This window comes from Nocardioides sp. HB32 (genome assembly GCF_054058995.1).
This window is the reverse complement of record NZ_JBSSBS010000001.1, coordinates 4,217,931-4,244,168: the sequence shown is the minus strand read 5'-3', so window position 1 is coordinate 4,244,168 and position 26,238 is coordinate 4,217,931. Positions and strand designations below refer to the sequence as shown.

Below are 26,238 nucleotides of genomic sequence, written 5' to 3'. Positions count from 1 at the left end.
TCGCCAGCCGTCTGTCTCGAGGGTAGGACGGAGAGCGGTATCCGATGCGAACGACGAGGAAGCGGGGAAGTCACATGGACGACACGGGGAAGGTCTCGGACGCTCTCGTTCATACCGCCTCGATCTTCAAGAGCGCGGCAGAGATCCTGGGTTACGTGACGATTGCCGTCATCCTGGTGACCGTCATGGCCCTGTTCGTCTCGGGCTTCTACGGCATCGTGCACGACGGCGACGACTTCGGCGTCGACCTGGGCTCCCACCACAGCCGGGGCGCCGGGGACTAGGACTCTTGCCGGCTGTCGTCGTTCGTGGACGCGCTGGCCGACGTCGGGCCTGCCTCCGATGAGCGCGCACCGACCTCGGAACCGCCGGCGTCGCGGGCTCGTCGTACGACCATGCCGTCGTTGAGCTCGTCGAACGTCTCGACTGCTGTCGGCGCGCTTCTCGGCCTTGCGTCCGCCGCACTGCTCCTCGCCGGATGCGATGTGCCCTGGTCGGACACCGCGACCGCGAACGAGCCGGAGGTACATCCCAGCGAACTCACCGAGGCGGATGGAAGACCCTGCCCACGGGAACTGCCCATCGGTGAGGACCCGTCCGGTCACGGCTTCGGCGCCGAGGAGGTCGCGGACGAGCTCCCGACGCTCCTCGCACCCCAAGAGGCGTGGGTCTGCCAGTTCAACTCCTTCGATGTCGGCACGACGCCCGACGGGGTTGTCTACGGGTGGAGACGCGCGGGGCACGCCGAGCCCGTCGCCGCGGCTGACCTTCCGGACCTGAAGGACGCCCTGGACGAGCTTGCCCCCGCTGACCACAGCGGCGGATGCGCCGCCGACCTCGGCCCGCGATGGATGGTCGTCTACAGCCATGCCGGCGACCTGACCGGAGTGGTCATCGACGACTACGGATGCCGCGACGTCCGTCTCACCGACAACCCCACCACGACGCCACCGGGAGCGGACGGCCAGGTCGGGACGGTCGGCGGCGTCCTCGACGGAGGTACCGCGATCCTGGACGTCCTCGGCCTCGGTCGCTCGAGCTGACCGTCCGCATCTGCCGCAGGCGGGCGGCCACGCGCCGCGCCGATCGGCCGGTCTGTGTGGTGCTTCGTCGGGCCGGTCGGTCTAGGGGCGTCGGTGGAACCTGGTGTGGTGTTTCGGGCAGAGGAGCCGGCCGTGTTGCACGTCGGTGGGTCGGCCCCTGCTGAACGGCGGTTCGTGGTGGACGTGACACATCGCGGGTGGCCAGTCGCAGCCGGGTTCGGTGCAGCCCTTGTCGCGGATCCCGATCGCGGTCCGTTGGGCCTTGGTGTGGAACCGGCGGGTGCGGCCCAGGTCGAGCACCTCGGAGGTGCCGCCGAGTACGGCGGGGATCAGGCCGGCCTCGCAGGCCAGCCGGCGGGCGGTGTCGGCGGTGATCTTCTCCCCGGTGTCCAGGAGTGCGGCCTGCTCGAGGCGGCCTTCCAGGGTCTCGAGGGTCATGGTCACCACGACGGTCGCGGAGACTCCGCCGGTCTGGGGGAGCTGGTGGGCGGGGTAGCGCTCGATCAGCTCGCAGAACGCCCGCCCCAGCCGTTCCCGACCGGGCAGGGGCACCACCCCGGCGCCGGGGGCTGCGGGGCCGTCGGTGGCGGTGCGGTGCTGGGGCGCGGCGATCGCGAGCAGCATCTTCTTCAGCGCGGCGCCGTGGAAGGACGGGACCGTGAACCGGCCGTGGCACTTGCCGTGGCCGTCGTCGACCATCGTGAAGGTGGTGGCCAGCAGCGCTTCGCGCTCTTCGCGTTCGAGCTGCCGCGCCTCGTACTCATCCGCCAGGTCGGGGGCGACCACGTCCATCAGCCGCTTGCCCAGGATCCGCAGGGTCGGGGCGGTGTGCTCGCATCCGGCGGCCACCAGGTGCCGCTCGGCCCGGTCGACCAGGGCCGGGTCGAGGTCGCCGGGGAGCTGGTCGAGCGCGGTGATGATGACCTTGGCCTGTTCGACCACCAGGTCACCCGCGGCCAGCGCGTCGCGGACCTGGCCGCGGGTGACCAGGGCCTGGCCGAGCTTCACCTGGCCGAGCACCGCGGGCTTGGTCTGCCGGGTCCGGTGCGCCCACGTATCGACCTGTTCGTCGTCGGCGTGCTCGGCGACCCGGGCCTCGAGCTCGGCGACCTGCGCCTTCAGCCGGGTGATCGAGACGAGGGTCGCGGTGGTCTCCGCGGCGTCCATGGACCACACCGACGCATCGGTCACCGAGCCGGCCAGATCGCGCATCTGCGCGACCGCCACCGAGACCCGGTGTCGAGGTCTGGCCATCGCTGTCATGGCTCTACTCAAGCACCGGCCACCGACACTGAGAGGCCCAGAACCCCTTGGCTCCACAGGGTCCTGGGTCACGAACAGGCCACGATTCCGAGCCGCTTTCCACAGCCGGCGCGGCCCCCCGGGACCGCACGCCGGAAAGCCGGGAACCGGTGACGAGCACCCACCCCCCCACCCTTCCCGTAGCTGCCCTGTCGGTCGCAACCACCCACGGCCAGCAAGCCACGGACACGGGGCCATCGACCCGCGAGCCGGGCAACAGCAGCGACCACCCGCCCGCCGTTCCGTTCGCTGCCTTTCGGTCGCCACCATCTACCAACCCGCAGGACCCGGGCAGCCGCCCGCATTCGTCCCGAGCACCGCAACGCGGTCCTTGCGGGGGTCCCGAAGGATCCCGCCCTGCCGGGTCGCGCCTCGTCATCCTGGGCCATGGCGCTCCGGGCGCGACGGGAGCATGATCGGTCTGTGGCGAAGTCCCTGCTGTGCCGTCTGGGCTGGCACAAGTGGCGTACGGAGACGAACGACTCCGGCGAGCACTTCAAGACGTGCCAACGGTGCGGGAAGTTCGACAACGGCCCCGGTGTCACGCCCTGGATGGGTGGGGGCTGAGCCCGGCACGGTCGCGGCCGTACCGGGAAAGCGACACCTCATCGTGCCCACCAGCACATGAAGACTTCTTCAGTTGATGTAGGCTGCATGTCGTGACCGTGCCGCTCTACCAGGCGAAAGCCGAGTTCTTCAAGACGCTGGGGCACCCGGCGCGGATCCGGATCCTCGAGCTGCTCTCCGAGCGTGACCACGCCGTTCACGAGCTGCTCGAGGCCATCGAGATCGAGCCGAGCAACCTGTCGCAGCAGCTCGGAGTGTTGCGACGTACGTCGTTGGTGGTCTCGCGTCGCGAGGGCGGCGAGGTCATCTACTCGGTCAGCGTGCCAGAGGTACGTGACCTGCTGCTGGCGGCCCGGCGCATCCTGACCGGGCTGGTCCACCTCGAGGAGCCGGGATCCGTCATGGCCTCGGCGCCCGGGACGCGATGACCACCGGAGCCCGACTGGCGACCCTGCTCCCGAGACCGTCGGACTGGACGCGCGCCGACCTGCGCCGGGACCCCGTGGCCGGCGTGATGGTCGGGCTGGTCGCGTTGCCGTTGGCACTCGGGTTCGGTGTCAGCTCCGGGCTCGGCGCCGAGGCCGGTCTCGTCACTGCGGTGGTCGCGGGCGCGATCGCTGCGATCTTCGGCGGGAGCCGGGTCCAGGTCAGCGGACCGACCGGTGCCATGACGGTGGTGCTGGTCCCCATCGTCGCCGCGCACGGCGCCGACGGCGTGCTGGTCGTCGGGCTCCTGGCCGGGGTCATCCTCATCGGGCTCGGGTGTGCGGGCGCCGGCCGGTTCATCCGGTACGTGCCCGTCCCCGTCGTCGAGGGCTTCACGGTCGGGATCGCCGCCATCATCGCGCTCCAGCAGCTCCCGGCCGCACTGGGCGTCAGCGTCCATGCGGACAAGGTCCTCGTCCTCGCCGCCCGGGCGGTCGCCGCCTGGGTCGCCAGCCCGGCCTGGGTCTCGCTCCTCCTCACCGGCTCCGTCATCGGCGTGATCCTGGTGGTCGCACGGCTGCGGCCCACCTGGCCCGGCGCCCTGCTCGCCGTACTGGTGGCAACCGTCGCGAACCAGTTCTTGGACCTCGGAGCGCCGACCATCGGCCACATCCCCAGCGGCCTCCCCGCACCGCACCTCCCGACCGTCCCGTTCGGCGACCTCGACGCGCTGCTGCTTCCCGCGGTCGCGGTCGCCGCGCTCGCAGCCCTCGAGAGCCTCTTGTCGGCGACCGTCGCCGACGGGATGAGCGTCGGTGAGCGCCACCAGTCCGACCGCGAGCTGACCGGCCAGGGGCTGGCGAACCTGGCTGCACCACTCTTCGGCGGCATCCCTGCCACCGCCGCGATCGCCCGTACGGCGGTCAACGTCCGGGCCGGCGCGACCTCGCGACTGGCGGCTCTGGTCCACGCGTTGTTCCTGCTCGCGGTCGTGCTGGTCGCGGCCCGCTGGGTGGCCCAGATCCCGCTCGCCGCGCTGGCCGGCGTCCTCATCGCGACCGCCGTGCACATGGTGCGCGTCTCGAGCCTGCTGGCCCTGGCCCGGGCGACCCGGGGCGACGCGCTCGTGCTCGTGGTCACCGCGACGGCGACGCTGCTGTTCGACCTGGTCACCGCCGTCATCGTCGGCGTGCTGCTCGCCGGAGTCGTCGCGATCCGCCAGACCGCCCTCACCGCGCGGCTCCACACGACGCCGCTGGACGACGCCGTGCCAGGTGACCACCGGGTCGAGGAACGCGCGCTCCTCGACGACCACATCGTCGCCTACCGCCTGGAGGGGCCGCTCTTCTTCGCCGCCGCCCACGACTTCCTCCTCGAGCTCTCGGACGTGAGTGACGTCCGGGTCGTCATCCTGCGGATGTCGCGAGTGACCACACTCGACGCGACCGGCGCGCACGTCCTCGCCGACACGATCGGGCGCCTCGAAGGTCGTGGCGTCACCGTGCTGCTCTCGGGAGTCCGGACGGGCCACGAGCGCGTGCTGCGCGGGCTGGGAGTCCACGACCGGCTCTCCCACGAGCGGCACCTCTTCGCGACCACGCCCGAGGCCATCGACCACGCCCGTCTCCACGCCTCCAGGACCGAGCACCGGCCCGCGGACGACACCGTGGCCTGAGGTCACTCGGACCGAACGGCGATGGGCTTCCGCATCACGGGACCATATGCGAGCGAGGAGCCGGTGCCGGATCGGCGGGTGCGTCGGCACGACTCGCTATCGTCGCCCCATGCCGAAGACCCCCGCAGCCGAGGTCGACGCCGGCGGTCGCGCCGTCCGCGTGTCCAGCCCGGACCGGGTGATCTACGAGGCGACCGAGCACACGCCGGAGGTCACCAAGCTGATGGTCGCGGAGTACTTCGCGAGCGTCGACGACGGGATCATGCGCGCGCTGCGCGATCGCCCGACCGCGCTCGAGCGGTGGACGTCCGGCGTCCGCGAGGGCATGAAGCTCGCCACCGGCCCGCAGGACAAGGACGCCGACGCGTTCTACCAGAAGCGGGTTCCCAAGGGCGCCCCCGAGTACGTCGAGACCGTCGAGATCACCTTCCCCTCCGGGCGGACGGCCGAGGAGATCTGCCCGACGGAGGTCGCCGTGCCGGTGTGGTGCGCGCACATGGGCACGCTCGTCTTCCACCCCTGGCCGGTGCGTCGCTCGGACGTCGACCACCCCGACGAGCTGCGGATCGACCTGGACCCGCAGCCGGGCACCTCGTTCACCGATGCGGTGCGCGTCGCCGGGGTCGCGAAGGAGCTGCTCGAGGAGCTCGGCCTCCGCGGCTACCCGAAGACGTCGGGCAACCGCGGCGTCCACATCTACGTGCGCATCAAGCCGGAGTGGGAGTTCACCGACGTGCGGCACGCCGCGATCGGGTTCGGCCGCGAGCTGGCGCGGCGCGACGAGGGCGTGACGGTCGCCTGGTGGAAGGAGGAGCGCGGGCAGCGGATCTTCGTCGACTTCAACCAGAACAACCGGGACCGCACGATCGCCTCGGCGTACTCCCTCCGGCCGCTGCCCGGCGCGCCGGTGTCGACGCCGATGACATGGGAGGAGCTCGCCGGCGTCACCGACCCGCGCGAGTACAACCTCTTCACCGTCCCCGATCGGGTGCGGGACGGTGACCCCTGGGCGACCATCGACGACACGGCGTACTCCCTCGAACCGCTGCTGCGACTGTGGGAGGAGCTGCCCGGCGGCGAGCTGAACTTCCCGCCGGACTACCCGAAGATGCCCGGCGAGCCGCCACGGGTGCAGCCGAGCAAGAAGGTGGCCGAGCACTGGGACGACGACGGCAACCGCGTGGAGTAGTTGGATTCACCCTTTGGGGTGAAACGTGTCGGGTTTTGACCGAATCGGCACCGGGAATGCCCTCCTCGGAGAGGTAGTCCTGGGAGGTGTCACATCATGGTCCGCGTGGGCCTGATCTCGGAGCAGTCCATCGTCCGAGCCGGCGTCCGCACCCTGCTGGCCGCGTACGCCGACCGCGTCTCGGTCGTCGACATCGGGCCGGAGGCCGACCTCGGTGAGGCCGACGTCGTCCTGTACGACGTGCTGGGGCTCCACCAGGGAGACGGCAAGGACCTGGAGACGGCGGTCAAGCAGCACCCCGGCAGGGTGCTCGCCCTGTCCCGCGATCTGCAGCCGGGACTGTCCGCCCGGGCGCTCGGGATCGGCGCGATCACCTCGATCTCGCTGGGCGTCGGGGCGGAGGAGCTGGTCGACGCGATCGAGGCGTTCGCCGCCGGCCATCTGGAGGACGGCTCGCGGGCGGACCTCGAGAACCGGGCCGACCGGCGCCGCCAGCAGGGCCGCGGCGTCAACCTCTCGCCGCGTGAGCTCGAGGTCCTCGGCCTGATCGTCCAGGGCCTCACCAACGACGAGCTGGCGGGCGAGCTCTTCCTCAGCATCAACACGGTGAAGTCCGTGATCCGGTCGGTCTACCGGAAGATCGGGGTGACCAGCCGCTCCCAGGCCGTCGCGTGGGGCGTCGAGCACGGCTTCCCGACCATGAGCACGATCGACGCGTGAGCGAGGACAACCGGGTCGCGAGTGCCGACGGCGAGCCGAGCAAGCACGGGCCGGCAGGCGCGCAGCGCTGGGCGGCGTACCTCGACTGGGTCCGGCAGGAGATCGCCGACGCCGTGCTCGGGCTGGACGAGCACGAGCGGCGCACGACCCGGCTGCCGTCGGGCTGGACGCCGATCGAGCTGCTCAGCCACGTGCTGCACATGGAGCAGCGATGGTTCGTGTGGGGGTTCCTGGGCGAGCACGTCGAGCAGCCGTGGGGCGACTGGACCGTCGACGAGCCGTGGGACGCAGAGCTCGGCGGCCGGTGGGCGGTGCCGGACGACGTCAGCGTCGAGGACCTGGTCGCCGCCCTGTGGGCGGTCGGGGAGCGGACCCGGACGATCCTGCGGGACTTCCCACCGGACGCGACCGCGTCGCCGGGCGGCCGGTTCGCGGCGGACCCGCCGTCCCTGGAGTGGATCTGCTTCCACGTGCTGGCCGAGTACGCGCGGCACGCCGGCCACCTCGACATCGCTGTGGAGCTCGCCGGCGGCTGACGCCGGCCCGAATGGAGAAGGCCCGCTCCGCCTTCTCGGGAACCGAGCGCGCGGAGCGGACCTTCCGGAACCGACCGGTGGCGCCCCCCCCGGCGCGCCCGCGGATCCCCACGTCCCGCGACGGTCGTTCCGAACCATGTTGCCGAGAACCAGGTGTCTGGCTTCCCGTGCCGGTGTTCCCCCTGACCGACAGGAGGACAGTACGACGGGCACTTCCACATCCGACCCACGGCACATCCACAGGACAGCCAGGATTCGGTGACGCGTTAGCCTCGGCGGGTGCTGCTCGCCTTCGACACCGCCACCCCGCTGGTCACCGTCGCCCTGCACGACGGGGAGGACGTCGTCCTGGAGCTGACGGCGGAGCGGCCGATGAAGCACGCCGAGCAGCTCGCGCCGCTGATCGAGCGGGCACTCACCGAGGCCGGGCTGGTCCGCCAGGACCTGACCGCGATCGCCGTCGGCGTCGGGCCCGGCCCGTTCACCGGCCTGCGGGTCGGTCTGGTGACCGCACGCACGCTGGCGTTCGCGCTGGAGATCCCGGTGTACGGCGTCTGCTCGCTCGACGTGCTGGCCGTCGAGGCCGCCGCGGCCGGGATGCCCGGCGAGTTCGTGGTCGCCACGGACGCGCGCCGCAAGGAGGTCTACCTGGCGTCGTACGACGAGCAGGGCGCTCGCCTGGACGGACCGGTCGTCGGCAGGCCGGCCGACCTCGCGACCGATGCCCCGGTGGTGGGGCTCGGGGGCGACCTGTACCCCGAGGCGTTCCCGCACCGGGCCGGGCCCGCGGCGCCCAGCGCCGGCTGGCTGGCCCGCGCGGTGGCCGAGGAGCGCGCGGAGCTGCTCGACCCGGAGCCGCTCTACCTGAGACGCCCCGACGTGGAGACCCCGCACGCGCCGAAGCGCGTGTCGTGACGGTCCGGCCGGCGCGCACCGACGACGTCGCCGCCATCGCGGCGCTCGAGCGCGACAGCCTCGGGGACGACGCCTGGTCGGAGGGGCTGGTCGCCGAAGGGGTCGCCGGCAACCTGCCGACGATCGGCTACCTGGTGGCGGACGTGGGCGGCGAGGTCGTCGGGCACGCCGTCGCCAGCGTCGTCGGCGACATCGCGGAGCTCCAGCGGATCGCGGTCGACCCGGCGCACCGGCGTACCGGTCTGGCGACGCTGCTGCTGGACGCAGTGATCGGCGCCGCCTGGGAGGGCGACGCCGATCGGTTGCTGCTGGAGGTGCGGGAGGACAACGCCGGGGCGCTGGCCTTCTATGCGGCCCGTGGCTTCGTGGAGGTCGACCGGCGCCGCCGCTACTACCGCGACGGCGCCACCGCGATCGTCCTCCGCCTGGGCCTCGGCCCCACCTGCGGCTAGGGCAGGTAGTACGTCGGGTTGGGCAGCTTGACGACCCGGTCGGACGAGCCGCCGATCAGGTCGCTGAACTGGTCACCGAAGTTGGCCACGATGTGCAGGCCGAGCTTGTCCTGCACGTACTTCCGGGTCGACGCCTTGTAGTCGATCGTCGAGCAGGACGCGGTGTTGCCGTCCAGCCCGCAGTCGACGTACGCCGGCGGGGTGTCGGTGCTCGTCCACTTCGTGAAGTAGAACGCCGACTTGAACAGCGGGTTGCCGTCGCTGTCGTGGTAGTACCGCGCCAGGTTGTCGAGGGTCGCGATCCGCTGGGCGTTGTTGCGACCGGTCAGGCCCACGATCTTGCAGCCCGCCTTGGCGGCCGCCTGCACGACGCCGGGCATCCGCGGGGTCGCCGGGAAGCGACCCTCCTGCACCCACGTGTTCTGGAGGGTCGGGTCGAAGTTGAAGTGCATCGCCCCGTCCTCCATGTCGTAGGTCATCAGCGTGGTGTCGTCCGCGTCGAAGACCACGGCGGGGTGCTGCTTCTTCTTCACGCCTCGGTTGCAGGCGTTCGTGAGCTTCTGCTTCCAGCGCTTGGCGATGTTGGTCATCTGGGTGATGTACGGCGAGGTGTCCTTGTTCGCGATCCCGTTGGTCGCCGCGTAGTACGCCCGGATCTCGGCCTTGACGTTGTCGATGTTCGGGATCTGGTCACCCGGCGTCGTCAGGCCGCTGGACCCGTCGGCCGCCATGTCGAACTCGGTCGGCAGCGCGAGGCTCGCGTCGGAGGCCGGAGCGCCCTGGACGTCCGGGCTCGGCAGGTAGTACGTCGGGTTCGGGAGCTTCACGTTCTTCAGCGCGTGCCCGCCCTGCAGGTCGGAGTACTGGTCGCCGATGTTGAGCACGATCGTCTCGCCGGTCGACTCGATGTACTTCCGGGTCCCGGACTTGTACTCGACCGTGGTGCACTTGGCCGGGTCGTCGTTGGGGTCGACGCTGGTGTGGCAGTCGAGGTAGTCCGGCTTCGGGGACGTGGCGTCGAACTTCGTGAAGAAGTTGTCCGCGTCGAACGCGTCGTAGCCGACCTTCGTGAGGTTGTCGAGGGTGGCCTGCTCCTGGCTCGCGCCGCGGCCGGTGATCCCGTAGACGTCGTACCCGCGGTCCTGGACCTCCTGGACGAAGTCGACCATGCCCGGGGTGGCCGGGAACTTGCCCGGGACCACCCAGTCGTCGTTCTGGATCTTGGGGTCGAAGTTGAAGTGCATCGCCCCGTCCTCCATGTCGTAGGTCCAGAGCGTCGTGTCGTCGGCGTCGAAGACGACGGCGAGGTGCTGCCCGGGGGCGGCGTCCGGCAGGTGGGCCAGCACGTCCTGCTCGATGCCCTCCATCTCGGTGATGTAGGGCGAGGAGGTCTTGTCCGCGATGCCGGCGCTGCTGGCGTTGTAGTACTTCCGGATCGTCGACTTCACCGAGTCGATGTTCGGGATCCTCTCACCGTTGGCCGGCGGGGCAGGGGTGCTGCCGTCCGGGTTGAGCGGCTGCACGACGAAGTGGGTGTGCGGCGTGAGCGTGGAGTCGTCGACGGTGCGGGCGGTGGCCAGCCCCGGCGACGAGATCACGAGCGCGGCGGCCGCCGTGGCGGCCAGGGCGACGCCCGTCCGAGATGTTCCCGGGATGTGCATGTGGTGGCTCCGAATCTTTCCGAGTGGCTGAAGCCCGGACAACGTACGTCCGGACGCGGGTCTTGGGTAGGGGGCGCACCGGGACCCAGCACCGGGACACAATGGTGCGGTGACGGAACCCCTAGTGCTGGGCATCGAGACCTCCTGCGACGAGACCGGAGTCGGGATCGTGCGCGGCCACACCCTGCTCGCGGACGCGGTGGCGAGCAGCGTCGACGAGCACGCGCGCTTCGGCGGCGTCGTGCCCGAGGTCGCCAGCCGGGCGCACCTCGAGGCGATGGTGCCGACCATCGAGCGGGCGTGCGACACCGCCGGGATCCGGCTCTCGGACGTGGACGCCATCGCGGTGACCAGCGGCCCGGGCCTGGCCGGCGCGCTGATGGTCGGGGTGGCGGCGGCCAAGGCGCTGGCCATCGGCGTGGGCAAGCCGATCTACGGAGTGAACCACCTCGCCGCCCACGTCGCGGTCGACCAGCTCGAGCACGGCCCGCTGCCGGAGCCGTGCCTCGCGATGCTGGTCTCGGGCGGTCACTCCTCGCTGCTTCGCGTCACCGACGTGACCGGGCAGGACGGCGGCGTGGACCCGCTCGGCGCGACCATCGACGACGCGGCGGGTGAGGCCTTCGACAAGGTCGCCCGGCTGCTCGGGCTGCCGTTCCCGGGCGGACCCCACATCGACCGCGCCGCCCGCGAGGGCGACAGCGTGTACGTCGACTTCCCGCGCGGGCTCACCTCCCGGCGTGACCTCGAGAGGCACCGCTTCGACTTCTCGTTCTCCGGGCTCAAGACCGCGGTCGCGCGCTGGGTCGAGGCGCGGGAGCGGTCGGGTGAGCCGGTGCCGGTGAACGACGTCGCCGCGTCGTTCCAGGAGGCGGTCTGCGACGTGCTCACGCGCAAGGCCGTCGACGCGGCCGTGTCCGAGGGGATCGAGGACATCCTGATCGGCGGCGGGGTCGCCGCGAACTCCCGGCTGCGCGCGATGGCCGAGGAGCGGGCGGCCGCGAAGGGCATCCGCGTCCGGATCCCGCGCCCCGGCCTCTGCACGGACAACGGTGCGATGGTCGCTGCGCTGGGGGCGGAGATGGTCAGCCGCGGACGGACCCCGTCCGCGCTCGACCTGCCCGCCGACTCGTCGCTACCGGTGACTGAGGTGCTCGTCTGACGGCTGCTCCGAGAGCTCCTTCGGAGCCTTCTCGTCCTCGTGGCCGGGCCACCAGGCGGCGTGCCCGAGCAGCGCCGTGATCGAGGGGGTGAAGAACATCGCCATCACGAACGCCGCGATGAAGATGCCGAAGCTGATCGCGAAGCCCATCTGGGTCAGCAGCGAGTTGCCGGCGAGCATGAGCGATGCGAACGTGCCGGCGAGGATCAGGCCGGCGGCCGCCACCGTCGGCCCGGCGTGCCGCACGGCCTGCGCCGCTGCCTCGCGTGGGGACTTGCCCTCGCGCGCCTCCTCGCGCAGCCGCGCGATCATCAAGATGTTGTAGTCGGTGCCGAGGGCGACGACGAACAGGTAGATGTAGATCGGCAGCAGGAACACCAGGCCCTCGTGGCCGGCGATGTGCTGGAAGACGATCACCGAGGCGCCGAGCGTCGCACCGAAGCCGAGGCCCACGGAGAGCATGAGGTACCACGGCGCGACGAGCGAGCGCAGCAGCAGCGCCAGGATCAGCATGATGATGAGCGCGGCGACCGGGAAGACGACCGAGTAGTCACGATTCATCGCCGACTGGAAGTCGACGAAGACCGACGTGATGCCGCCGACGTACGCCGTCGTGCCGTCGGGGGCGAGGTCATGGACAGCGGGCCGGACCGTGTCCCGGACGGCGACCAGCGCTGTGTCGGACGTCGGGTCGTCGTCGAGGACGGTCATCACGATCGCTGTCGAGGAGTCACTGGGGGACACCTGGGCGCCGATCACCTGGGCGATCCCGTCGACCCCCTTCAGGTCGGCAGCGAACTGGTCGACCTGCTCCTGGGTGAGGTCGCCGGAGGAGTGCAGCACGACCGGCGTCGGCTGGGTGGCGCCGGCCGAGAAGCCGCCGTCCTCCAGCGTCCTGGTGGCCTTCGCGGACTCGACGGTGCTGGACGAGGACGACGAGCCGAGGTCGAAGGTGGGGTTGAAGCCGAGCGCGAAGGCGGTGAGCACGGTCAGCGCACCACCGGCCGCCACGGCGTACCGGACCGGGTGCCGGCCGAGCGAGCCGCCGATCCGCGCGAAGCGGTCGCCGGTCGGGGCCTGCTTCCACTTCTTGGACGGCCAGAACAGGGCGCGGCCGAGCACGGACACCAGCGCCGGGAACAGCGTCAGCGCGGCGACCAGCGTGACCGCCACGGCGATGGCCAGCGACGGGCCGATCGAGCGGAAGATGCCCAGCGAGGACAGCACGAGGGTCATGAACGCGACGAAGACCGCGGCGCCCGCGGAGGCGATCGCCTCGCCCGCGCGCTCCAGCGCGTGGGCGACCGCGGCCCGGTGCTCCTCGCCCTCCCGCATCCGCTCCCGGTAGCGGAACAGGAAGAACAGGATGTAGTCGGTGCCGATGCCGAAGAGGACGACGATGAGGATGACCGTCGTCGAGTCGTCCTTCTGGAGGTCGAAGAGCTTCGCTGCGATGTTGATCAGCGCCGACGAGACCGGCGACAGGATGAACCCGACCGCGAGGATCGGCATCAGTGCGATCAGCACACTGCGGAAGATCACGCCGAGCAGCACGAGGATCAGGACGACGGTCGCGATCGCGACGATCGCCTCGGCGCTGCTGCCCGACTGGGCCTGGTCGTAGGTCTGCGGCAGGTTGCCGGTGGTCTGGGCGCGCAGGTCGGTGCCCTTCGTCGCGGCGGCGAGACCGTCGCGGAGGTCCTCGACCTGGTTGTACTCGTCGGGGTCCTGGCCGGTCGCGTCCGGGTCGAGCGTCAGGTTGACGATCGCGACCTGCTTGGTCGGGGATACCTGGATGTCCTCGGCTCCCGTGAAGACCGGCGGCAGGTCCAGGTCGTCGACGACCTTCTGGGCGGCGGCGACGTCGTCGTCGCCGAGCGGCTCGCCGTCTGTGCGCTCGAAGACGATCGTCGCGCCCGCGTCCTGCTGCTGCGGGAACGCGTCGGTCACGAGGTTCGTGGCCTTGATCGACTCGTACTTGTCGGGCAGGAAATCCGCCTGGTCGGTCGTCGAGTCGACCTTCGGGGCGAACATCACGAGGAGGATCGTGACGACGACCCAGGTGGCGATGATCCACCACGGACGACGGGCAGCGAGGCGACCAAGAGCGGCGAACACGTTGAGCAACCCTAGCGACGGCGGGTGTCCGGAGTCCCCCGACTTTCGGCTACTCCGAAAGGATGTACTCCGCGACCCGCTCGGGGTTGCTCCCGGTCGCGGGGCCCTCGAGGACGTCGGGATCGGCGCCGTCCAGCCCGACGCGCTCGAGCGTCCAGGTGCTGCTCTGCCAGTCCGTCACGCTCGCGAGCACGTGATCGGCGTCCGCCCACGCCACGCGGCTGACAGCGCTGGTGCGGCCGGCGGGCTTGACGGTGGCGACCGGTCGCAGGTCGAGGTCGAGGACCTTCACGCCGCCCACCATGTTGTTCTCGTAGTACCCGCTCACCAGGTGCTGGCCGTCCGGAGCGAACGCCAGCGTGTAGGCCGAGCAGCTCTGCGCGGTGATCTCGCGGGTCTCGGGGTCGTAGAGCCCGGCGCAGCCGCCGTCCTCGTGGGCCGCGTCCGGGACGAACGACACCGCCCAGAGCGTGCCGTCCGGGCTGACGTCGAGCACCCGGAACTTGTCGTGCTCCGCGAGATCGGTGGCGCCGCCCGGGGTCAGCTCGCCGCTCGTGGTCGTGCCGTCACCGACCAGGAGGTGCTCCGCGTCGAGCACGGCGTCGATGGTCCCGTAGGCCTCGCCGGGCATCGGGATCCCGGGGAGGACCGCCGGGTGCTCGATCCCGGTCGACAGCACCCGGACCGTGCGGTCCGGGTCGACCCACGCCACCGCGTCGTCGCGGGCGCTCATCGTGATCGCGTTGGACGAGACGGGGAACTCCTGCTGGAGCGTGCCGTCGGGCTGGTAGACCCGCACGACGTACGGCTTCTGCATCGCCACCACGATCCGGCCGTCGGTGAGCACGCCGAGCTGGGCGACGTGGGCGTTGTCGACCGGCAGGTCGACGGTGGTCCCGTCGGGCATCTCGACCTTCCGGTCGTGCAGGACTGCCGTGTGGCCCGGGACCGGGGGCGCCGGCTCCGGCGCCCGGGAGTCCTTGCCGTGGCCGCCGGTCAGCACGGACGGCACGATCACCACGAGGGCCACCGCGGCCGCGACCGTGCCGGCGACCGCCGCCCGGCGGCGGCGCTGGATCGAGCGGGCCCGGCCGCGCACGTCCTGGAAGGAGAGCGGCGCCGCGTGCACGTCGTCCGCCCGGCGAGCGAGCTCGCGCTCGAACGTCTCCTGGCTCATCGTGCCTCCTCCCCGATCCGCTCCCGCAACGTGGCGAGCGCCCGGCTCGTCTGGGACTTCACGGTCCCGACCGAGATGTCGAGTGCCTCGGCGGTCTCCGCCTCGGACAGCTGTTCGTAGTACCGCAGCACGACCACGGCGCGCGCCCGGCGCGGCAGGGTCTGGACGACCGCCCACACGGCGGCGCCGGTGCCCTCGTCGTACTGGTCGTGGAAGGGCGTGGCCTCCGGAACCGTGTCGGTCGTCAGCTCCCGGCGGCGCCATGCGCGCCGCCAGAGCGAGTTGTTCTCGTTGACCATGATCCGCCGGACGTAGGCGTCGACGGCGCCGCGGTCACGCACCTTGTCCCACGCCAGGTACAGCTTCGCCAGCGAGATCTGCAGCAGGTCCTCGGCCTGGTGCTGGTCGCCGGTGAGCAGGTACGCCGTGCGCAGCAGCCTCGCCTGGCGTGCCTCGAGGTACGCCGTGAAGTCGGTGTCCCGATCCACCGCAGTCGCTCCCGTCCGTTCCATCAACACACCACCCTGACGCGATCGCCCGCGGGATGGTTGCAATTCTCGCGCGATCCGCTTGGCTTGGCGCATGCATCAGGTGAAGGGCGTCGTCGCCCGTGGCAAGGGACAGCCGGTCGAGCTGACGATGATCAACGTGCCGGACCCGGGTCCGGGTGAGGCGCTGGTGAAGGTGCAGGCGTGCGGGGTGTGCCACACCGACCTGCACTACCGGGAGGGCGGCATCAACGACGACTTCCCGTTCCTCTTGGGCCACGAGGCCGCGGGCGTGGTCGAGGCGGTCGGCCCGGATGTCACCACGGTGGCGCCGGGTGACTTCGTGGTCCTGAACTGGCGCGCGGTGTGCGGTGACTGCCGGGCCTGCAACCGCGGCGAGCCGTGGTACTGCTTCAACACCCACAACGCGACCCAGAAGATGACGCTGGCGGAGGGTCCGGATGCGGGCACCGAGCTGTCCCCGGCGCTCGGGATCGGTGCGTTCGCCGAGAAGACCCTGGTCGCTGCGGGCCAGTGCACCAAGGTCGACCCGTCCGCGCGACCGGCAGCCGTCGGTCTGCTCGGGTGCGGCGTGATGGCGGGCATCGGCGCGGCGATCAACACCGGCGCGGTCACCCGCGGGAAGTCGGTCGCGGTCATCGGCTGCGGTGGGGTCGGCGTCGCAGCGATCGCGGGCTCTGCGCTGGCCGGCGCCAGCCCGATCATCGCGGTCGACGTCGACGCCGGGAAGCTCGAGGCCGCGAAGCGGATGGGCGCGACCGACACGATCGACTCCTCGAAGACCGACCCCGTCGCGGCGATCCAGGAGCTCACCGGCGGCAACGGCGCGGACGTCGTGATCGAGGCGGTCGGCCGGCCCGAGACCTGGCAGCAGGCGTTCTACGCCCGGGACCTCGCCGGCACCGTGGTGCTGGTCGGCGTACCGACCCCGGACATGAAGGTGCCCGACCTCCCGCTGATCGACGTGTTCGGCCGCGGTGGGTCGCTGAAGTCCAGCTGGTACGGCGACTGCCTGCCCAGCCGGGACTTCCCGATGCTGGTGGACCTCTACCTGCAGGGCCGGCTCGACCTGGACGCGTTCGTGTCCGAGGAGATCGGGATCGGTGACGTCGAGGCGGCGTTCGAGAAGATGCACCACGCCCCTGAGGGGCAGAGCGTCCTGCGGTCCGTGGTGATCCTGTGACTGCCCCTGGATCCACACGGGTCGACCACGGGACCACCAGCGGCACGTTCAGCCTCGACGGGCAGACCTTCGACGTCGAGAACAACGTCTGGGTCGTCGGCGACGACACCGAGTGCGTCGTCATCGACGCCCCGCACGACGTGGACGGCATCCTCGCCGTGGTGGGCGACCGGAGGGTGAAGGCGATCGTGTGCACGCACGCGCACGACGACCACGTCCGCGTCGCACCCGCGCTGCGCGAGCGGGTCGTCGCGCCGATCATGCTGCACCCCGACGACCGGCCGCTCTGGGAGCTCACGCACGCCGACCACCTGTGGGACCTCGACCTGGCGGACGGCGTCCGGATCGAGGTCGGCGGTACGACGCTCGAGGTGCTGCACACCCCGGGGCACGCCCCGGGCGCGGTGTGCCTCTACGCACCCGACCTCGGTTGTGTGTTCACCGGCGACACCCTCTTCAACGGCGGACCCGGCGCGACCGGCCGGTCCTACTCCGACGCCGACCAGATCGTGGCCTCGATCCGAGCCAGGCTCTTCGTCCTCCCGCCCGACACCGTCGTGCACACCGGCCACGGCGACGACACCACCATCGGCGCCGAGAGGTCGGCGCTCGGCTGATCCAGCGGGGGACCTAGGTCCCACCGCCTCCCACCTTCGGGCCCTGCTCCCAGTGCGCCGCCTTTCCTAACGTGATGGGTGAAGCGAGGACGACAAGGGAATCCCCGCCAGCAGAGGGAGGCGCATCATGCGCTCGGCATTCGACAAGTTCATCTCGTGGACGGGCCTGGCCATGGCCGCCGTCCTGATCCTGGCCGGCGGGCTGTTGTGGTGGGCCAACTCGTTCATCGGCGACCAGGTGCACGACCAGCTCGCCATGCAGTCCATCACGATGCCCTCCGGCGACGCGCTGTCCGGCCTGCCCAAGTCCGACGCCGACGCCCTGAAGCAGTACGCCGGGAGCCCGCTCGACACCGGGCCCGAGGCCAAGGCCTTCGCCAACCACTACATCCTCGTCCACATGAACGAGGCCAGTGGCGGCCAGACCTACGAAGAGGTCTCCGGCCAGTTCATGCAGATGTCGGCCGACAAGACCGCGAACCCCGACGACGTCGCGGCGCTCGGTCAGCTCCGGCAGACGCTGTTCATGGGCGACACCCTGCGCGGCCTGCTCCTCTACGGCTACGCGTTCGCGACCATCGGCACCATCGCCGGGATCGCCGCCATCGTGTCCTTCGCCGGCGCGGCCCTGCTGCTGGTGCTCTTCGGCCTCGGCATCTGGCACGCACGCCGGGCCGAGCAGACCGAGAAGGGCGAGGTCGTCGGCGCCGTTCCCCAGGCTGTCTGACCGACCTGCAGTCACCACACCGACACTCCCGGGAGTCCACCAGGGCTCCCGGGAGAGTCGCGTTCAGAACGGCGCGACGAGCAGCGCCGTACCCGATCCGGCGACCCGCGTCAGCACGAGCGTGGCCTCCTGCTCGCCGTGCAGGTCGAGCCGCTGGCGCAGCTGCTCGGGTACGACGTCGACGCCGCGCTTCTTGATCGTCAGCCGTCCGACGCCGCGCTCACGGAGCGCGGCGCGCAGCTGCTTCTCGCGGTAGGGGAGCTCGTCGAGTACCCGGTAGCCGCGTGCGAACGGGGTGCGGAACGACTCGTCGGACGTCACGTAGGCGATGTGCTCGTCGACCAGGCCGCCGTTCACGCCGGCCGCGACGGCAGTCACGAGTCCGGCCCGGATCACGGCGCCGTCCGGCTCGTAGAAGTACTGACCGATGCTCCGCACCGGCGCGCCGGGGTCGTCCTCGTCGGTGAGGGTGGCCAGCCCGCCCTCGCCGATCACGGTCGCGCGGCGGGCGGTGGTCGAGAGCCGGCCGGACCAGAGCGCGGCCTCCTTCACCTCGCCGTGGTCGCTGACCCACTCCGCCTCCACGCCCGCCGGGACGAGCGCGTGCGGGATGCCGGGCGCGACCTTCACGCACGCATCCCGGGACAGCAGGGCCGCCACGAACGACCACGGGGGAGTCCAGTCGTCGACGTCGAAGGTCCGCCCGCGGGCGCCCCGCCGGGCCGGGTCGGCGAACGCGACGTCGAACGGCGAGGTGTCGACCATGGTCGCGTCCGCGACCATGACCGCGCCGGGCAGGCCGAGGGCGGCCAGGTTCGCCTCGGCCACTGCGACGCGCACCGGGTCCAGGTCGACACCGGCCGCCGTGATGCCCGCGCGAGCGTTCGCGAGGAGGTCGCCGCCGATGCCGCAGCCGAGATCGACCACGGTTCGGGTCGAGGCGGCGACCAGGCGGGCCGCGCGGTGCTCCGCGACCCGCTGCCGGGTGGCCTGCTCGAGCCCGTCGGGGGTGAAGTACATCCGGTCGGCGTCCGCACCGAACTTCTCGCGTGCCCGGCGCCGGAGGGTGGCTTGGGTGACGGCGGCGGCGGCGTGCTCCGGCGCAGCGGTGCGCCGCAGCCGGGTCTGCGCGGCGAGCGGGTCGTCCCCGGCGTTCTCCAGCTCGCGGGTCGCCGCGGCCAGGAGTTGCTGGCCGTCCTCGGTGAGCAGCCAGCCGAACGCCTCGAGGTCCATCCCCGGATCCTGCCGCACGGGGGCCGCTCTGGCACTCAGTTGGTGAGAGTGCTAGTTTCTGGTCTGGCACTCTCCCCGTGAGTGTGCCAGCGCTTGCGACACGGTGCGACCCCCGCGACGGCGTACCCGAAACGCAGGCACCAGACGTGCACCCACCTCACCTACGAAGTGCCAGAAAGTGGAGGTTGATCAGTAGTGTCGGTCAACATCAAGCCCCTCGAGGACCGGATCGTCGTCAAGCCGCTCGACGCCGAGCAGACCACGGCCTCGGGCCTGGTCATCCCGGACACCGCCAAGGAGAAGCCCCAGGAGGGCGAGGTCCTGGCGATCGGTCCCGGCCGGATCGACGACAACGGCAACCGTGTCCCGCTCGACGTGAACGTCGGCGACAAGGTCATCTACAGCAAGTACGGCGGCACCGAGGTCAAGTACGCCGGCGAGGAGTACCTCATCCTCTCGGCTCGCGACGTCCTCGCAGTCGTTTCCTGATTTCACCGGGTCGTCCGCCTCTCGGCTGCCTCTGGCCAGCCCTGAGGCGGACGACCCGAACTCGTTAGAGGAGAGTCATGCCCAAGATCCTGGAGTTCGACGAGAACGCCCGCCGCGCGCTCGAGCGCGGCGTGGACGCCCTCGCCAACGCCGTCAAGGTGACGCTCGGCCCCAAGGGCCGCTACGTCGTCCTGGACAAGAAGTGGGGCGCCCCGACCATCACCAACGACGGTGTGACCGTCGCCCGTGAGATCGAGCTGGACGACCCGTTCGAGAACCTCGGTGCGCAGCTCACCAAGGAGGTCGCGACCAAGACCAACGACGTCGCGGGCGACGGCACGACCACCGCGACCGTGCTGGCCCAGGCGATGGTCCACGAGGGCCTGCGCGCCGTGGCCGCCGGTGCGAACCCGATGGGCCTCAAGCGCGGCATGGACGCCGCCGCCGAGGCCGTCGGCGACGCGCTCAAGGAGGCCGCCCGCGAGGTGGAGTCCGTGGAGGACATGGCGTCCGTCGCCACGATCTCCAGCCGCGACGCCGTGATCGGCGAGCTGCTGTCGCAGGCCTTCGACAAGGTCGGCAAGGACGGTGTCATCACCGTCGAGGAGTCCAACTCGATGGGCACCGAGCTCGAGTTCACCGAGGGCATGCAGTTCGACAAGGGCTACATCAGCCAGTACTTCGTCAGCGACCCCGAGCGGATGGAGGCCGTCCTCGACGACCCGTACATCCTGCTGCACCAGGGCAAGATCTCGGCCGTGGCCGACCTGCTCCCGCTGCTGGAGAAGGTCATCCAGTCCGGCAAGCCGCTGTTCATCCTCGCCGAGGACGTCGAGGGCGAGGCGCTCTCGACGCTGGTCGTCAACAAGATCCGCGGCACGTTCAACGCCGTCGCGGTGAAGAGCCCGGCGTTCGGTGACCGCCGCAAGGCGATGATGCAGGACATCGCGACCCTGACCGGCGGCCAGGTCGTCGCTCCGGAGGTCGGCCTCAAGCTCGACCAGGTCGGTCTCGAGGTGCTGGGCCAGGCCCGTCGCGTCGTGATCACCAAGGACAACACCACGATCGTCGACGGCGCCGGTGACGCCGCCGAGGTCGCCGGCCGCGTGAACCAGATCAAGGCCGAGATCGAGTCCACCGACTCCGACTGGGACCGCGAGAAGCTCCAGGAGCGCCTCGCGAAGCTGGCCGGCGGCGTGTGCGTGATCAAGGTCGGCGCCGCCACCGAGGTGGAGCTGAAGGAGAAGAAGCACCGCATCGAGGACGCCGTCTCCGCGACGCGTGCCGCGATCGAGGAGGGCATCGTCCCCGGCGGTGGCTCGGCCCTGATCCACGCCGTGTCGGTCCTCTCCGACGACCTCGGCCTGACCGGTGACGAGGCGGTCGGCGTACGCATCGTGCGCAAGTCCGCCGACGAGCCGCTGCGCTGGATCGCCGAGAACGGCGGCGAGAACGGATACGTCGTCACCACCAAGGTCCGCGAGCTCGGCGTCGGCAACGGCTACAACGCCGCCACCGGCGAGTACGGCGACCTGGTCGCCCAGGGCGTCCTGGACCCGGTGAAGGTGACCCGCTCCGCGCTGGTCAACGCCACCTCGATCGCGGGCATGCTGCTCACGACCGAGACGCTCATCGTGGAGAAGCCCGAGGACGAGGAGCCCGAGGCGGCCGGTCACGGCCACGGGCACGGTCACGGCCACTGATCCACCCCGAGTCGGCGCAGTCTCAGCTGAGACTGCGCCGACTCGGCATTTGGGGGGCTGAGACTGCGCCGACTCGGCGTTCGTAGCACGGGGGAAACACGGAGGACGCCGAGGTGTGATCCGGCCGGTGCACCCTGATCCCATGTTGTGGAGAGTGCGGACGACGCTGCCCGACCGGCCCGGTGCCCTGGCCGCGCTGGCGGCGGCCTGCGGCGATGCGGGCGTGAACATCCTGGGCCTACAGATCTTCCCCGGCGTGGAGGCGGTGACCGACGAGCTGGTGCTGCGCACGCCGGAGGACTGGGGGGCGCCGGAGATCGCCGACCTGCTCGCTCGCGCGGGCGGGCACTCGGTCAGCACGGCACCGTGCACCGAGGCGGCGCTGACCGACCAGCCCACCCGCTACGTGCAGGCGGCCCGGTCGATCCTGGCGCGCCCGGCGTCGTTCCCGGAGGTGGTCGCGCGGCTGTTCGACGCCGAGGCCGGCCCCGGTGCGCAGGACGTCATGGACCTGGTGGTCGGCGACGTGCAGGTGCAGGTCAGCCGGTCCGCGCCGTTCACGGCGACCGAGCACGCCCGCGGCGCGGCCATGGCCGACCTGGTGTCCGACGTGCTCGAGCGCGGCCACGCCGTACCGCGGCCCGCCGCCGGACGCGTCGGCACCGGCGCGACGCCGGAGTACGTCGCGGACGGGGACTCGGTCGCGGCCACGGTCGACGGCGTCCCGATCGGGCTGGCGACCGTGGGTGTGGACGGGGAGGTGGCGCTGCGCGTCGACCCGGCCTGGCAGCGACGCGGCATCGGGACGCGGCTGCTCGTGGACGCCGCGAGGCTCGCGAACGGGCTGGGCGTCGACGAGATCCTGCTGGCCACCCGGTCCGACAACCAGGCGGTGCTGCCGATGGTGATGGCGACCGGGCTGCGCGGCCGGATCCGGATGGCCGGGGACACGCTGACGGTGCGCATCGCCGTACGTGACCTGAAGCCGCTGCGCGCGTAGCCGGTCGGTAGGCTGGGGGAGTGGAGGTTCCCGAGAAGTTCGCCACCCTGGGCCTGACCTACGACGACGTCCTCCTGCTGCCCGGTCATTCCGACCTGGCGCCGGCCGACATCGACCTGACCACCCGGCTGACCCGCGAGCTCACGCTGAACGTGCCGCTGGTGAGTGCGGCGATGGACACCGTGACCGAGTCGCGGATGGCGATCGCGATGGCCCGCCAGGGCGGCCTCGGCGTGCTGCACCGCAACCTCTCGATCGAGGACCAGGCCTACCAGGTCGACCTGGTGAAGCGGACCCAGACCGGCATCATCCCGAACCCGGTCACGATCGGGCCGGACGCGACCCTGGAGCAGCTCGACCAGCTGGCCGGCGAGTACCGCATCTCCGGCTTCCCCGTCGTCGACAGCGACAGCCGGCTGCTCGGCATCATCACCAACCGCGACCTGCGCTTCACCCCGGTCGCGGAGTGGGCGACCACGAAGGTCGACGAGGTGATGACGCCGATGCCGCTGATCACGGCGCCGTCCGACATCAGCCGCGAGGACGCGACCCTCCTGCTGCGCAAGCACAAGCGGGAGCGGCTGCCGCTCGTCGACCCCGACGGCCGGCTCACCGGCCTGATCACCGTCAAGGACTTCGTCAAGGGTGAGCAGTTCCCCCTCGCGTCGTACGACGGGTCGGGCCGGCTGCTCGTGGGTGCCGCGATCGGCTACTTCGGCGACGCCTGGCAGCGCGCGACCACGCTCGTGGACGCCGGCGTCGACGTGCTCGTCGCCGACACCGCGCACGGCAACGTGCGGATGCTGCTGGACATGGTCCAGCGGCTCAAGTCCGACCCCGCCACCAGGCACGTCCAGGTCGTCGGCGGCAACGTCGCGACCAAGGAGGGCGCCCAGGCCTTCGTCGACGCGGGCTCGGACGCCGTGAAGGTCGGCGTCGGCCCCGGCTCGATCTGCACGACCCGGGTCGTCACCGGCGTCGGCGTACCCCAGGTCACCGCGGTGTACGAGGCGGCACTGGCCTGCAAGGCGGCCGGCGTGCCGGTCATCGCGGACGGTGGCCTCAAGCACTCCGGCGAGATCGCCAAGGCCATCGTGGCCGGGGCGGACACCGTGATGATCGGCTCGCTGCTCGCCGGCTGCGAGGAGTCGCCGGGAGAGCTGGTGTTCGTGAACGGCAAGCAGTTCAAGTCCTACCGCGGCATGGGCTCCCTGGCCGCGATGTCGAGCCGTGGCAAGAAGTCGTACTCCAAGGACCGCTACTTCCAGGCCGAGGTCGACAGCGACGACAAGATCGTCCCCGAGGGGATCGAGGGCCAGGTCGCCTACCGCGGCCCGCTCGCGGCCGTGGCGCACCAGCTCATCGGCGGCCTCAACCAGTCGATGTTCTACATCGGCGCGCGGACCGTCCCGGAGCTGCAGGAGAAGGGTCGCTTCGTGCGGATCACCCAGGCCTCGCTCCAGGAGAGCCACCCCCACGGCGTGCAGATGACCGTCGAGGCGCCGAACTACTCGGGCCGGTGACCTCGATAGTCTGAGCCGGTGACGGACATCGAGATCGGCCGCGCCAAGCGGGCCCGCCGCGCCTACTCCTTCGACGACATCGCGATCGTGCCCTCGCGGCGCACGCGCGACCCGGAGGAGGTCAGCACCGCCTGGCAGATCGACGCGTACCGCTTCGAGCTGCCGGTGCTCGCGGCGCCGATGGACTCCGTGATGTCCCCGGCGACCGCGATCGCGCTCGGGCAGTACGGCGGCCTCGGGGTGCTCAACCTCGAGGGCCTGTGGACCCGCTACGAGGACCCGGACCCGCTGCTCGAGGAGGTCGCCGGTCTCCAGGGCGCCGACGCGACCAGGCGGCTCCAGGAGATCTACACCGAGACGATCAAGCCCGAGCTGATCACCGAGCGGCTGCGGGAGATGCGCGAGTCCGGCGTGACGGTGGCGGGGTCGCTGTCGCCGCAGCGGACCAAGGAGTTCGCGAAGGCCGTCGTCGACGGCGGCGTCGACATGTTCGTGATCCGCGGGACGACCGTCTCAGCGGAGCACGTCTCGTCGCAGGCCGAGCCGCTCAACCTCAAGGAGTTCATCTACGAGCTCGACGTCCCGGTGATCGTCGGCGGCTGCGCCACCCACCAGGCCGCCCTGCACCTGATGCGCACCGGCGCGGCCGGCGTGCTGGTCGGCTTCGGTGGCGGGGCGGCGCACACGACCCGGACGGTGCTCGGCGTCGCCGTCCCCATGGCGTCAGCGGTGGCGGACGTGGCCGCTGCGCGCCGTGACTACCTCGACGAGTCCGGCGGCCGCTACGTGCACGTGATCGCGGACGGCTCCATCGGCAAGTCCGGTGACATCGCCAAGGCGATCGCCTGCGGGGCGGACGCCGTGATGGTCGGCTCGCCGTTCGCGAGGGCCTCGGACGCGCCGGGCCGCGGGTTCCACTGGGGTACGGAGGCCCACCACCACGACCTGCCGCGCGGCCAGCGGGTGCAGTTCGAGACCGTCGGCACGATCGAGGAGATCCTGTTCGGGCCCTCCCGGGTCGCCGACGGCACCATGAACCTGATGGGCGCACTGCGCCGCTCGATGGCCACCACCGGCTACACCGAGCTCAAGGAGTTCCAGCGGGTGGAGGTCGTCGTCGAGTGAGGGCCCCGGCCTCGCTGTCCGCCTGGTCCTCCCGGAGCCCGGGGTTGCCGCCGACGCCGCCGACTGCTGCGCGCACCGAGGCCAGGTGGCTGCCGGTCGCGTGCCGGATCCGGATCGGGTCGCCGCCGCTGTAGTGGTTCCACTGGGTCGGCAGGTACGACGCGCGCGTGACCAGCCAGCTGCCGTCCGGCTGCTCGGTGAGGTCGAAGTGCACCGTGATGCCCTCGTAGGCCGACGGCCGCTCGAGCTCGCTCTGCGCGACCATGTTGCCGAGGCCGTAGACGACCCACTTCCCGTTCACCTTCGTGACCGGCTGGACGACGTGCGCGTGCTCGCCGAGCACGAGGTCGATGTCCGGCGACGCGGTCAGCCCCCGGGCGAGCGCGACCTGGGTGGCGTCCGGGAGGTGGTCGTACTCGGTGCCCCAGTGCACGTGGGCGACCACGATGTCCGCGCCGGCCTCGCGGGCGCGGCGGGCCTGCGCGAGCAGGCCGTCGGCGTCGCCGAGCTGGGAGACGGCGTACTCGTGACCGGTGGGGAGCACGAACCCGTTGAGGCCGTACGTCGCCGCGACGATCCCGACGCGGACGCCGTTCGCGGTCGTGAGGATGACCGGCGCCCGGCGCTCGGCGGGCGATCGGAAGGTGCCGACGTGGGCCACCCCGGCCGCCTCCAGCAGGTCCGCCGTCTCGTCGACGCCCTCGACCCCGTCGTCCAGGCTGTGGTTCGACGCGGTCGTGCACGCGTCCCATCCCATCGACCCGATCCATCCGGCGATCTGGTGAGGCGCCCGGAACACCGGGTAGCTGCTGAGCCGCTCGCCCGGTGACGCGAACGGCACCTCCTCGTGGCAGATCGCGAGGTCCGCGGACTCGATGACCGGCTTCAGCCACGCGAACATGGGGTCGAAGTCGTAGCGGTCGCCCACGCCGGTGCGCCGGTGGTCCTCGGCGGCACTCGCCCAGACCGTGTTGTGCCAGAGCAGGTCGCCCCCCATCACCAGCGAGACCGTGCGCGGTGCCGGCGCCTGGCTGGTGGGCGGGGGAGGGGCGAGCGTGGGGACCGAGTCGACGGCGACCGGCTGCACGGGCGCCGGGGTCTCCTGGCAGCCCGTCGCCACCAGGGCGGCGACGAGTGCCAGGGCGGCCCCCGTCATCCGCATCCGGCCATTGAATCGGTTCCGGGT

Annotated in this window: 26 protein-coding genes; 19 read left to right on the top strand and 7 right to left on the bottom strand. The window is 71.3% G+C overall.

Features of this window, described 5'->3' with window-relative positions; translation table 11 throughout:
* The first annotated feature begins 74 nt into the window (after nucleotides 1-74).
* Together ACVW2K_RS21260 and ACVW2K_RS21255 are read left to right on the top strand one after the other, a co-directional pair.
* On the top strand, nucleotides 75-284 hold the full coding sequence (locus tag ACVW2K_RS21260; protein ID WP_457203874.1) for a hypothetical protein: 210 nt from the start codon (nucleotides 75-77) through the stop codon (nucleotides 282-284).
* Nucleotides 285-404: 120 nt separating this feature from the next.
* Nucleotides 405-1,043 (top strand): hypothetical protein, encoded by a 639-nt coding sequence (locus tag ACVW2K_RS21255; RefSeq protein ID WP_457203873.1) that lies wholly within the window; start codon nucleotides 405-407, stop codon nucleotides 1,041-1,043.
* A gap of 81 nt (nucleotides 1,044-1,124) precedes the next feature.
* Here ACVW2K_RS21255 and ACVW2K_RS21250 read toward each other — a convergent pair whose 3' ends face one another.
* Entirely contained in the window at nucleotides 1,125-2,306 is a 1,182-nt protein-coding gene (locus tag ACVW2K_RS21250) for a DUF222 domain-containing protein (RefSeq protein ID WP_457203872.1), read from the bottom strand.
* Nucleotides 2,307-2,768: 462 nt separating this feature from the next.
* On the opposite strand from ACVW2K_RS21250, the gene ACVW2K_RS21245 reads away from it, so the two are divergent.
* From ACVW2K_RS21245 to rimI, 8 genes are all read left to right on the top strand, one after another.
* Nucleotides 2,769-2,912, top strand: a complete 144-nt coding sequence (locus ACVW2K_RS21245; RefSeq protein WP_155991888.1) for a DUF1660 family phage protein — start codon at nucleotides 2,769-2,771, stop codon at nucleotides 2,910-2,912.
* A 92-nt stretch (nucleotides 2,913-3,004) separates the two neighbouring features.
* The gene (locus ACVW2K_RS21240; RefSeq protein ID WP_028635600.1) at nucleotides 3,005-3,340 is read left to right on the top strand and encodes an ArsR/SmtB family transcription factor; all 336 of its coding nucleotides are present in this window, start codon (nucleotides 3,005-3,007) and stop codon (nucleotides 3,338-3,340) included.
* Complete coding sequence (locus tag ACVW2K_RS21235) at nucleotides 3,337-5,013, top strand: SulP family inorganic anion transporter (protein ID WP_036568963.1); 1,677 nt, start codon at nucleotides 3,337-3,339, stop codon at nucleotides 5,011-5,013. Before ACVW2K_RS21240 ends, ACVW2K_RS21235 begins: the two co-directional genes overlap by 4 nt.
* A gap of 109 nt (nucleotides 5,014-5,122) precedes the next feature.
* A complete protein-coding gene (locus ACVW2K_RS21230) occupies nucleotides 5,123-6,202 on the top strand; it encodes a DNA polymerase domain-containing protein (protein WP_457203871.1) in 1,080 nt (359 codons plus the stop codon).
* Nucleotides 6,203-6,307: 105 nt separating this feature from the next.
* Nucleotides 6,308-6,922 (top strand): helix-turn-helix transcriptional regulator, encoded by a 615-nt coding sequence (locus tag ACVW2K_RS21225; RefSeq protein ID WP_231496094.1) that lies wholly within the window; start codon nucleotides 6,308-6,310, stop codon nucleotides 6,920-6,922.
* Complete coding sequence (locus ACVW2K_RS21220; protein WP_028635602.1) at nucleotides 6,919-7,458, top strand: mycothiol transferase; 540 nt, start codon at nucleotides 6,919-6,921, stop codon at nucleotides 7,456-7,458. Before ACVW2K_RS21225 ends, ACVW2K_RS21220 begins: the two co-directional genes overlap by 4 nt.
* Nucleotides 7,459-7,737: 279 nt before the next feature.
* Nucleotides 7,738-8,373, top strand: a complete 636-nt coding sequence (gene tsaB, locus ACVW2K_RS21215) for a tRNA (adenosine(37)-N6)-threonylcarbamoyltransferase complex dimerization subunit type 1 TsaB (RefSeq protein ID WP_457203870.1) — start codon at nucleotides 7,738-7,740, stop codon at nucleotides 8,371-8,373.
* Nucleotides 8,370-8,825, top strand: coding sequence for a ribosomal protein S18-alanine N-acetyltransferase (rimI, locus tag ACVW2K_RS21210; RefSeq protein ID WP_457203869.1), 456 nt, complete (start codon nucleotides 8,370-8,372; stop codon nucleotides 8,823-8,825). The genes tsaB and rimI overlap by 4 nt, the downstream gene beginning before the upstream one ends.
* Here the strand turns inward: rimI and ACVW2K_RS21205 are convergent.
* On the bottom strand, nucleotides 8,822-10,486 hold the full coding sequence (locus tag ACVW2K_RS21205; RefSeq protein ID WP_457203868.1) for an HAD family acid phosphatase: 1,665 nt from the start codon (nucleotides 10,484-10,486) through the stop codon (nucleotides 8,822-8,824). The genes rimI and ACVW2K_RS21205 overlap by 4 nt on opposite strands.
* Before the next feature lie 109 nt (nucleotides 10,487-10,595).
* On the opposite strand from ACVW2K_RS21205, the gene tsaD reads away from it, so the two are divergent.
* A complete protein-coding gene (gene tsaD / locus ACVW2K_RS21200) occupies nucleotides 10,596-11,648 on the top strand; it encodes a tRNA (adenosine(37)-N6)-threonylcarbamoyltransferase complex transferase subunit TsaD (protein WP_457203867.1) in 1,053 nt (350 codons plus the stop codon).
* On the opposite strand, the gene ACVW2K_RS21195 is transcribed toward tsaD, so the two are convergent.
* From ACVW2K_RS21195 to ACVW2K_RS21185, 3 genes are read right to left on the bottom strand one after another with little or no spacing between them, the layout of a single operon-like run.
* Entirely contained in the window at nucleotides 11,622-13,766 is a 2,145-nt protein-coding gene (locus ACVW2K_RS21195) for an MMPL family transporter (RefSeq protein WP_457203866.1), read from the bottom strand. The genes tsaD and ACVW2K_RS21195 overlap by 27 nt on opposite strands.
* 49 nt (nucleotides 13,767-13,815) lie before the next feature.
* A complete protein-coding gene (locus ACVW2K_RS21190) occupies nucleotides 13,816-14,943 on the bottom strand; it encodes a WD40 repeat domain-containing protein (RefSeq protein WP_457203865.1) in 1,128 nt (375 codons plus the stop codon).
* Entirely contained in the window at nucleotides 14,940-15,431 is a 492-nt protein-coding gene (locus ACVW2K_RS21185) for a SigE family RNA polymerase sigma factor (RefSeq protein WP_028635608.1), read from the bottom strand. Before ACVW2K_RS21185 ends, ACVW2K_RS21190 begins: the two co-directional genes overlap by 4 nt.
* Before the next feature lie 94 nt (nucleotides 15,432-15,525).
* On the opposite strand from ACVW2K_RS21185, the gene ACVW2K_RS21180 reads away from it, so the two are divergent.
* The 3 genes from ACVW2K_RS21180 (at nucleotide 15,526) to ACVW2K_RS21170 (ending at nucleotide 17,979) form a co-directional block, all read left to right on the top strand.
* Nucleotides 15,526-16,635: an S-(hydroxymethyl)mycothiol dehydrogenase gene (locus ACVW2K_RS21180; RefSeq protein ID WP_457203864.1), complete on the top strand. Its 1,110-nt coding sequence runs from the start codon at nucleotides 15,526-15,528 to the stop codon at nucleotides 16,633-16,635.
* Nucleotides 16,632-17,252 (top strand): MBL fold metallo-hydrolase, encoded by a 621-nt coding sequence (locus ACVW2K_RS21175; protein ID WP_457203863.1) that lies wholly within the window; start codon nucleotides 16,632-16,634, stop codon nucleotides 17,250-17,252. Before ACVW2K_RS21180 ends, ACVW2K_RS21175 begins: the two co-directional genes overlap by 4 nt.
* A gap of 127 nt (nucleotides 17,253-17,379) precedes the next feature.
* The gene (locus ACVW2K_RS21170; RefSeq protein ID WP_051548509.1) at nucleotides 17,380-17,979 is read left to right on the top strand and encodes a hypothetical protein; all 600 of its coding nucleotides are present in this window, start codon (nucleotides 17,380-17,382) and stop codon (nucleotides 17,977-17,979) included.
* A 63-nt stretch (nucleotides 17,980-18,042) separates the two neighbouring features.
* Here the strand turns inward: ACVW2K_RS21170 and ACVW2K_RS21165 are convergent, their stop codons facing one another.
* Nucleotides 18,043-19,212 carry a THUMP-like domain-containing protein gene (locus ACVW2K_RS21165; RefSeq protein ID WP_457203862.1) on the bottom strand — a complete coding sequence of 390 codons (1,170 nt, stop codon included), beginning with the start codon at nucleotides 19,210-19,212 and terminating at the stop codon, nucleotides 18,043-18,045.
* Nucleotides 19,213-19,407: 195 nt separating this feature from the next.
* Between ACVW2K_RS21165 and groES the strand changes: the two genes are divergently transcribed.
* From groES to ACVW2K_RS21140, 5 genes are all read left to right on the top strand, one after another.
* Nucleotides 19,408-19,701 carry a co-chaperone GroES gene (gene groES / locus ACVW2K_RS21160; protein WP_028635613.1) on the top strand — a complete coding sequence of 98 codons (294 nt, stop codon included), beginning with the start codon at nucleotides 19,408-19,410 and terminating at the stop codon, nucleotides 19,699-19,701.
* Between the two features lie 77 nt (nucleotides 19,702-19,778).
* On the top strand, nucleotides 19,779-21,404 hold the full coding sequence (groL, locus tag ACVW2K_RS21155; RefSeq protein ID WP_028635614.1) for a chaperonin GroEL: 1,626 nt from the start codon (nucleotides 19,779-19,781) through the stop codon (nucleotides 21,402-21,404).
* A gap of 142 nt (nucleotides 21,405-21,546) precedes the next feature.
* On the top strand, nucleotides 21,547-22,404 hold the full coding sequence (locus ACVW2K_RS21150; RefSeq protein WP_457203861.1) for a GNAT family N-acetyltransferase: 858 nt from the start codon (nucleotides 21,547-21,549) through the stop codon (nucleotides 22,402-22,404).
* A 20-nt stretch (nucleotides 22,405-22,424) separates the two neighbouring features.
* Entirely contained in the window at nucleotides 22,425-23,927 is a 1,503-nt protein-coding gene (gene guaB / locus ACVW2K_RS21145) for an IMP dehydrogenase (protein ID WP_457203860.1), read from the top strand.
* 18 nt (nucleotides 23,928-23,945) lie between these two features.
* The gene (locus tag ACVW2K_RS21140; protein ID WP_028635617.1) at nucleotides 23,946-25,052 is read left to right on the top strand and encodes a GuaB3 family IMP dehydrogenase-related protein; all 1,107 of its coding nucleotides are present in this window, start codon (nucleotides 23,946-23,948) and stop codon (nucleotides 25,050-25,052) included.
* Here the strand turns inward: ACVW2K_RS21140 and ACVW2K_RS21135 are convergent.
* On the bottom strand, nucleotides 25,015-26,214 hold the full coding sequence (locus ACVW2K_RS21135; protein ID WP_457203859.1) for a CapA family protein: 1,200 nt from the start codon (nucleotides 26,212-26,214) through the stop codon (nucleotides 25,015-25,017). The genes ACVW2K_RS21140 and ACVW2K_RS21135 overlap by 38 nt on opposite strands.
* Between the last annotated feature and the right edge of the window lie 24 nt (nucleotides 26,215-26,238).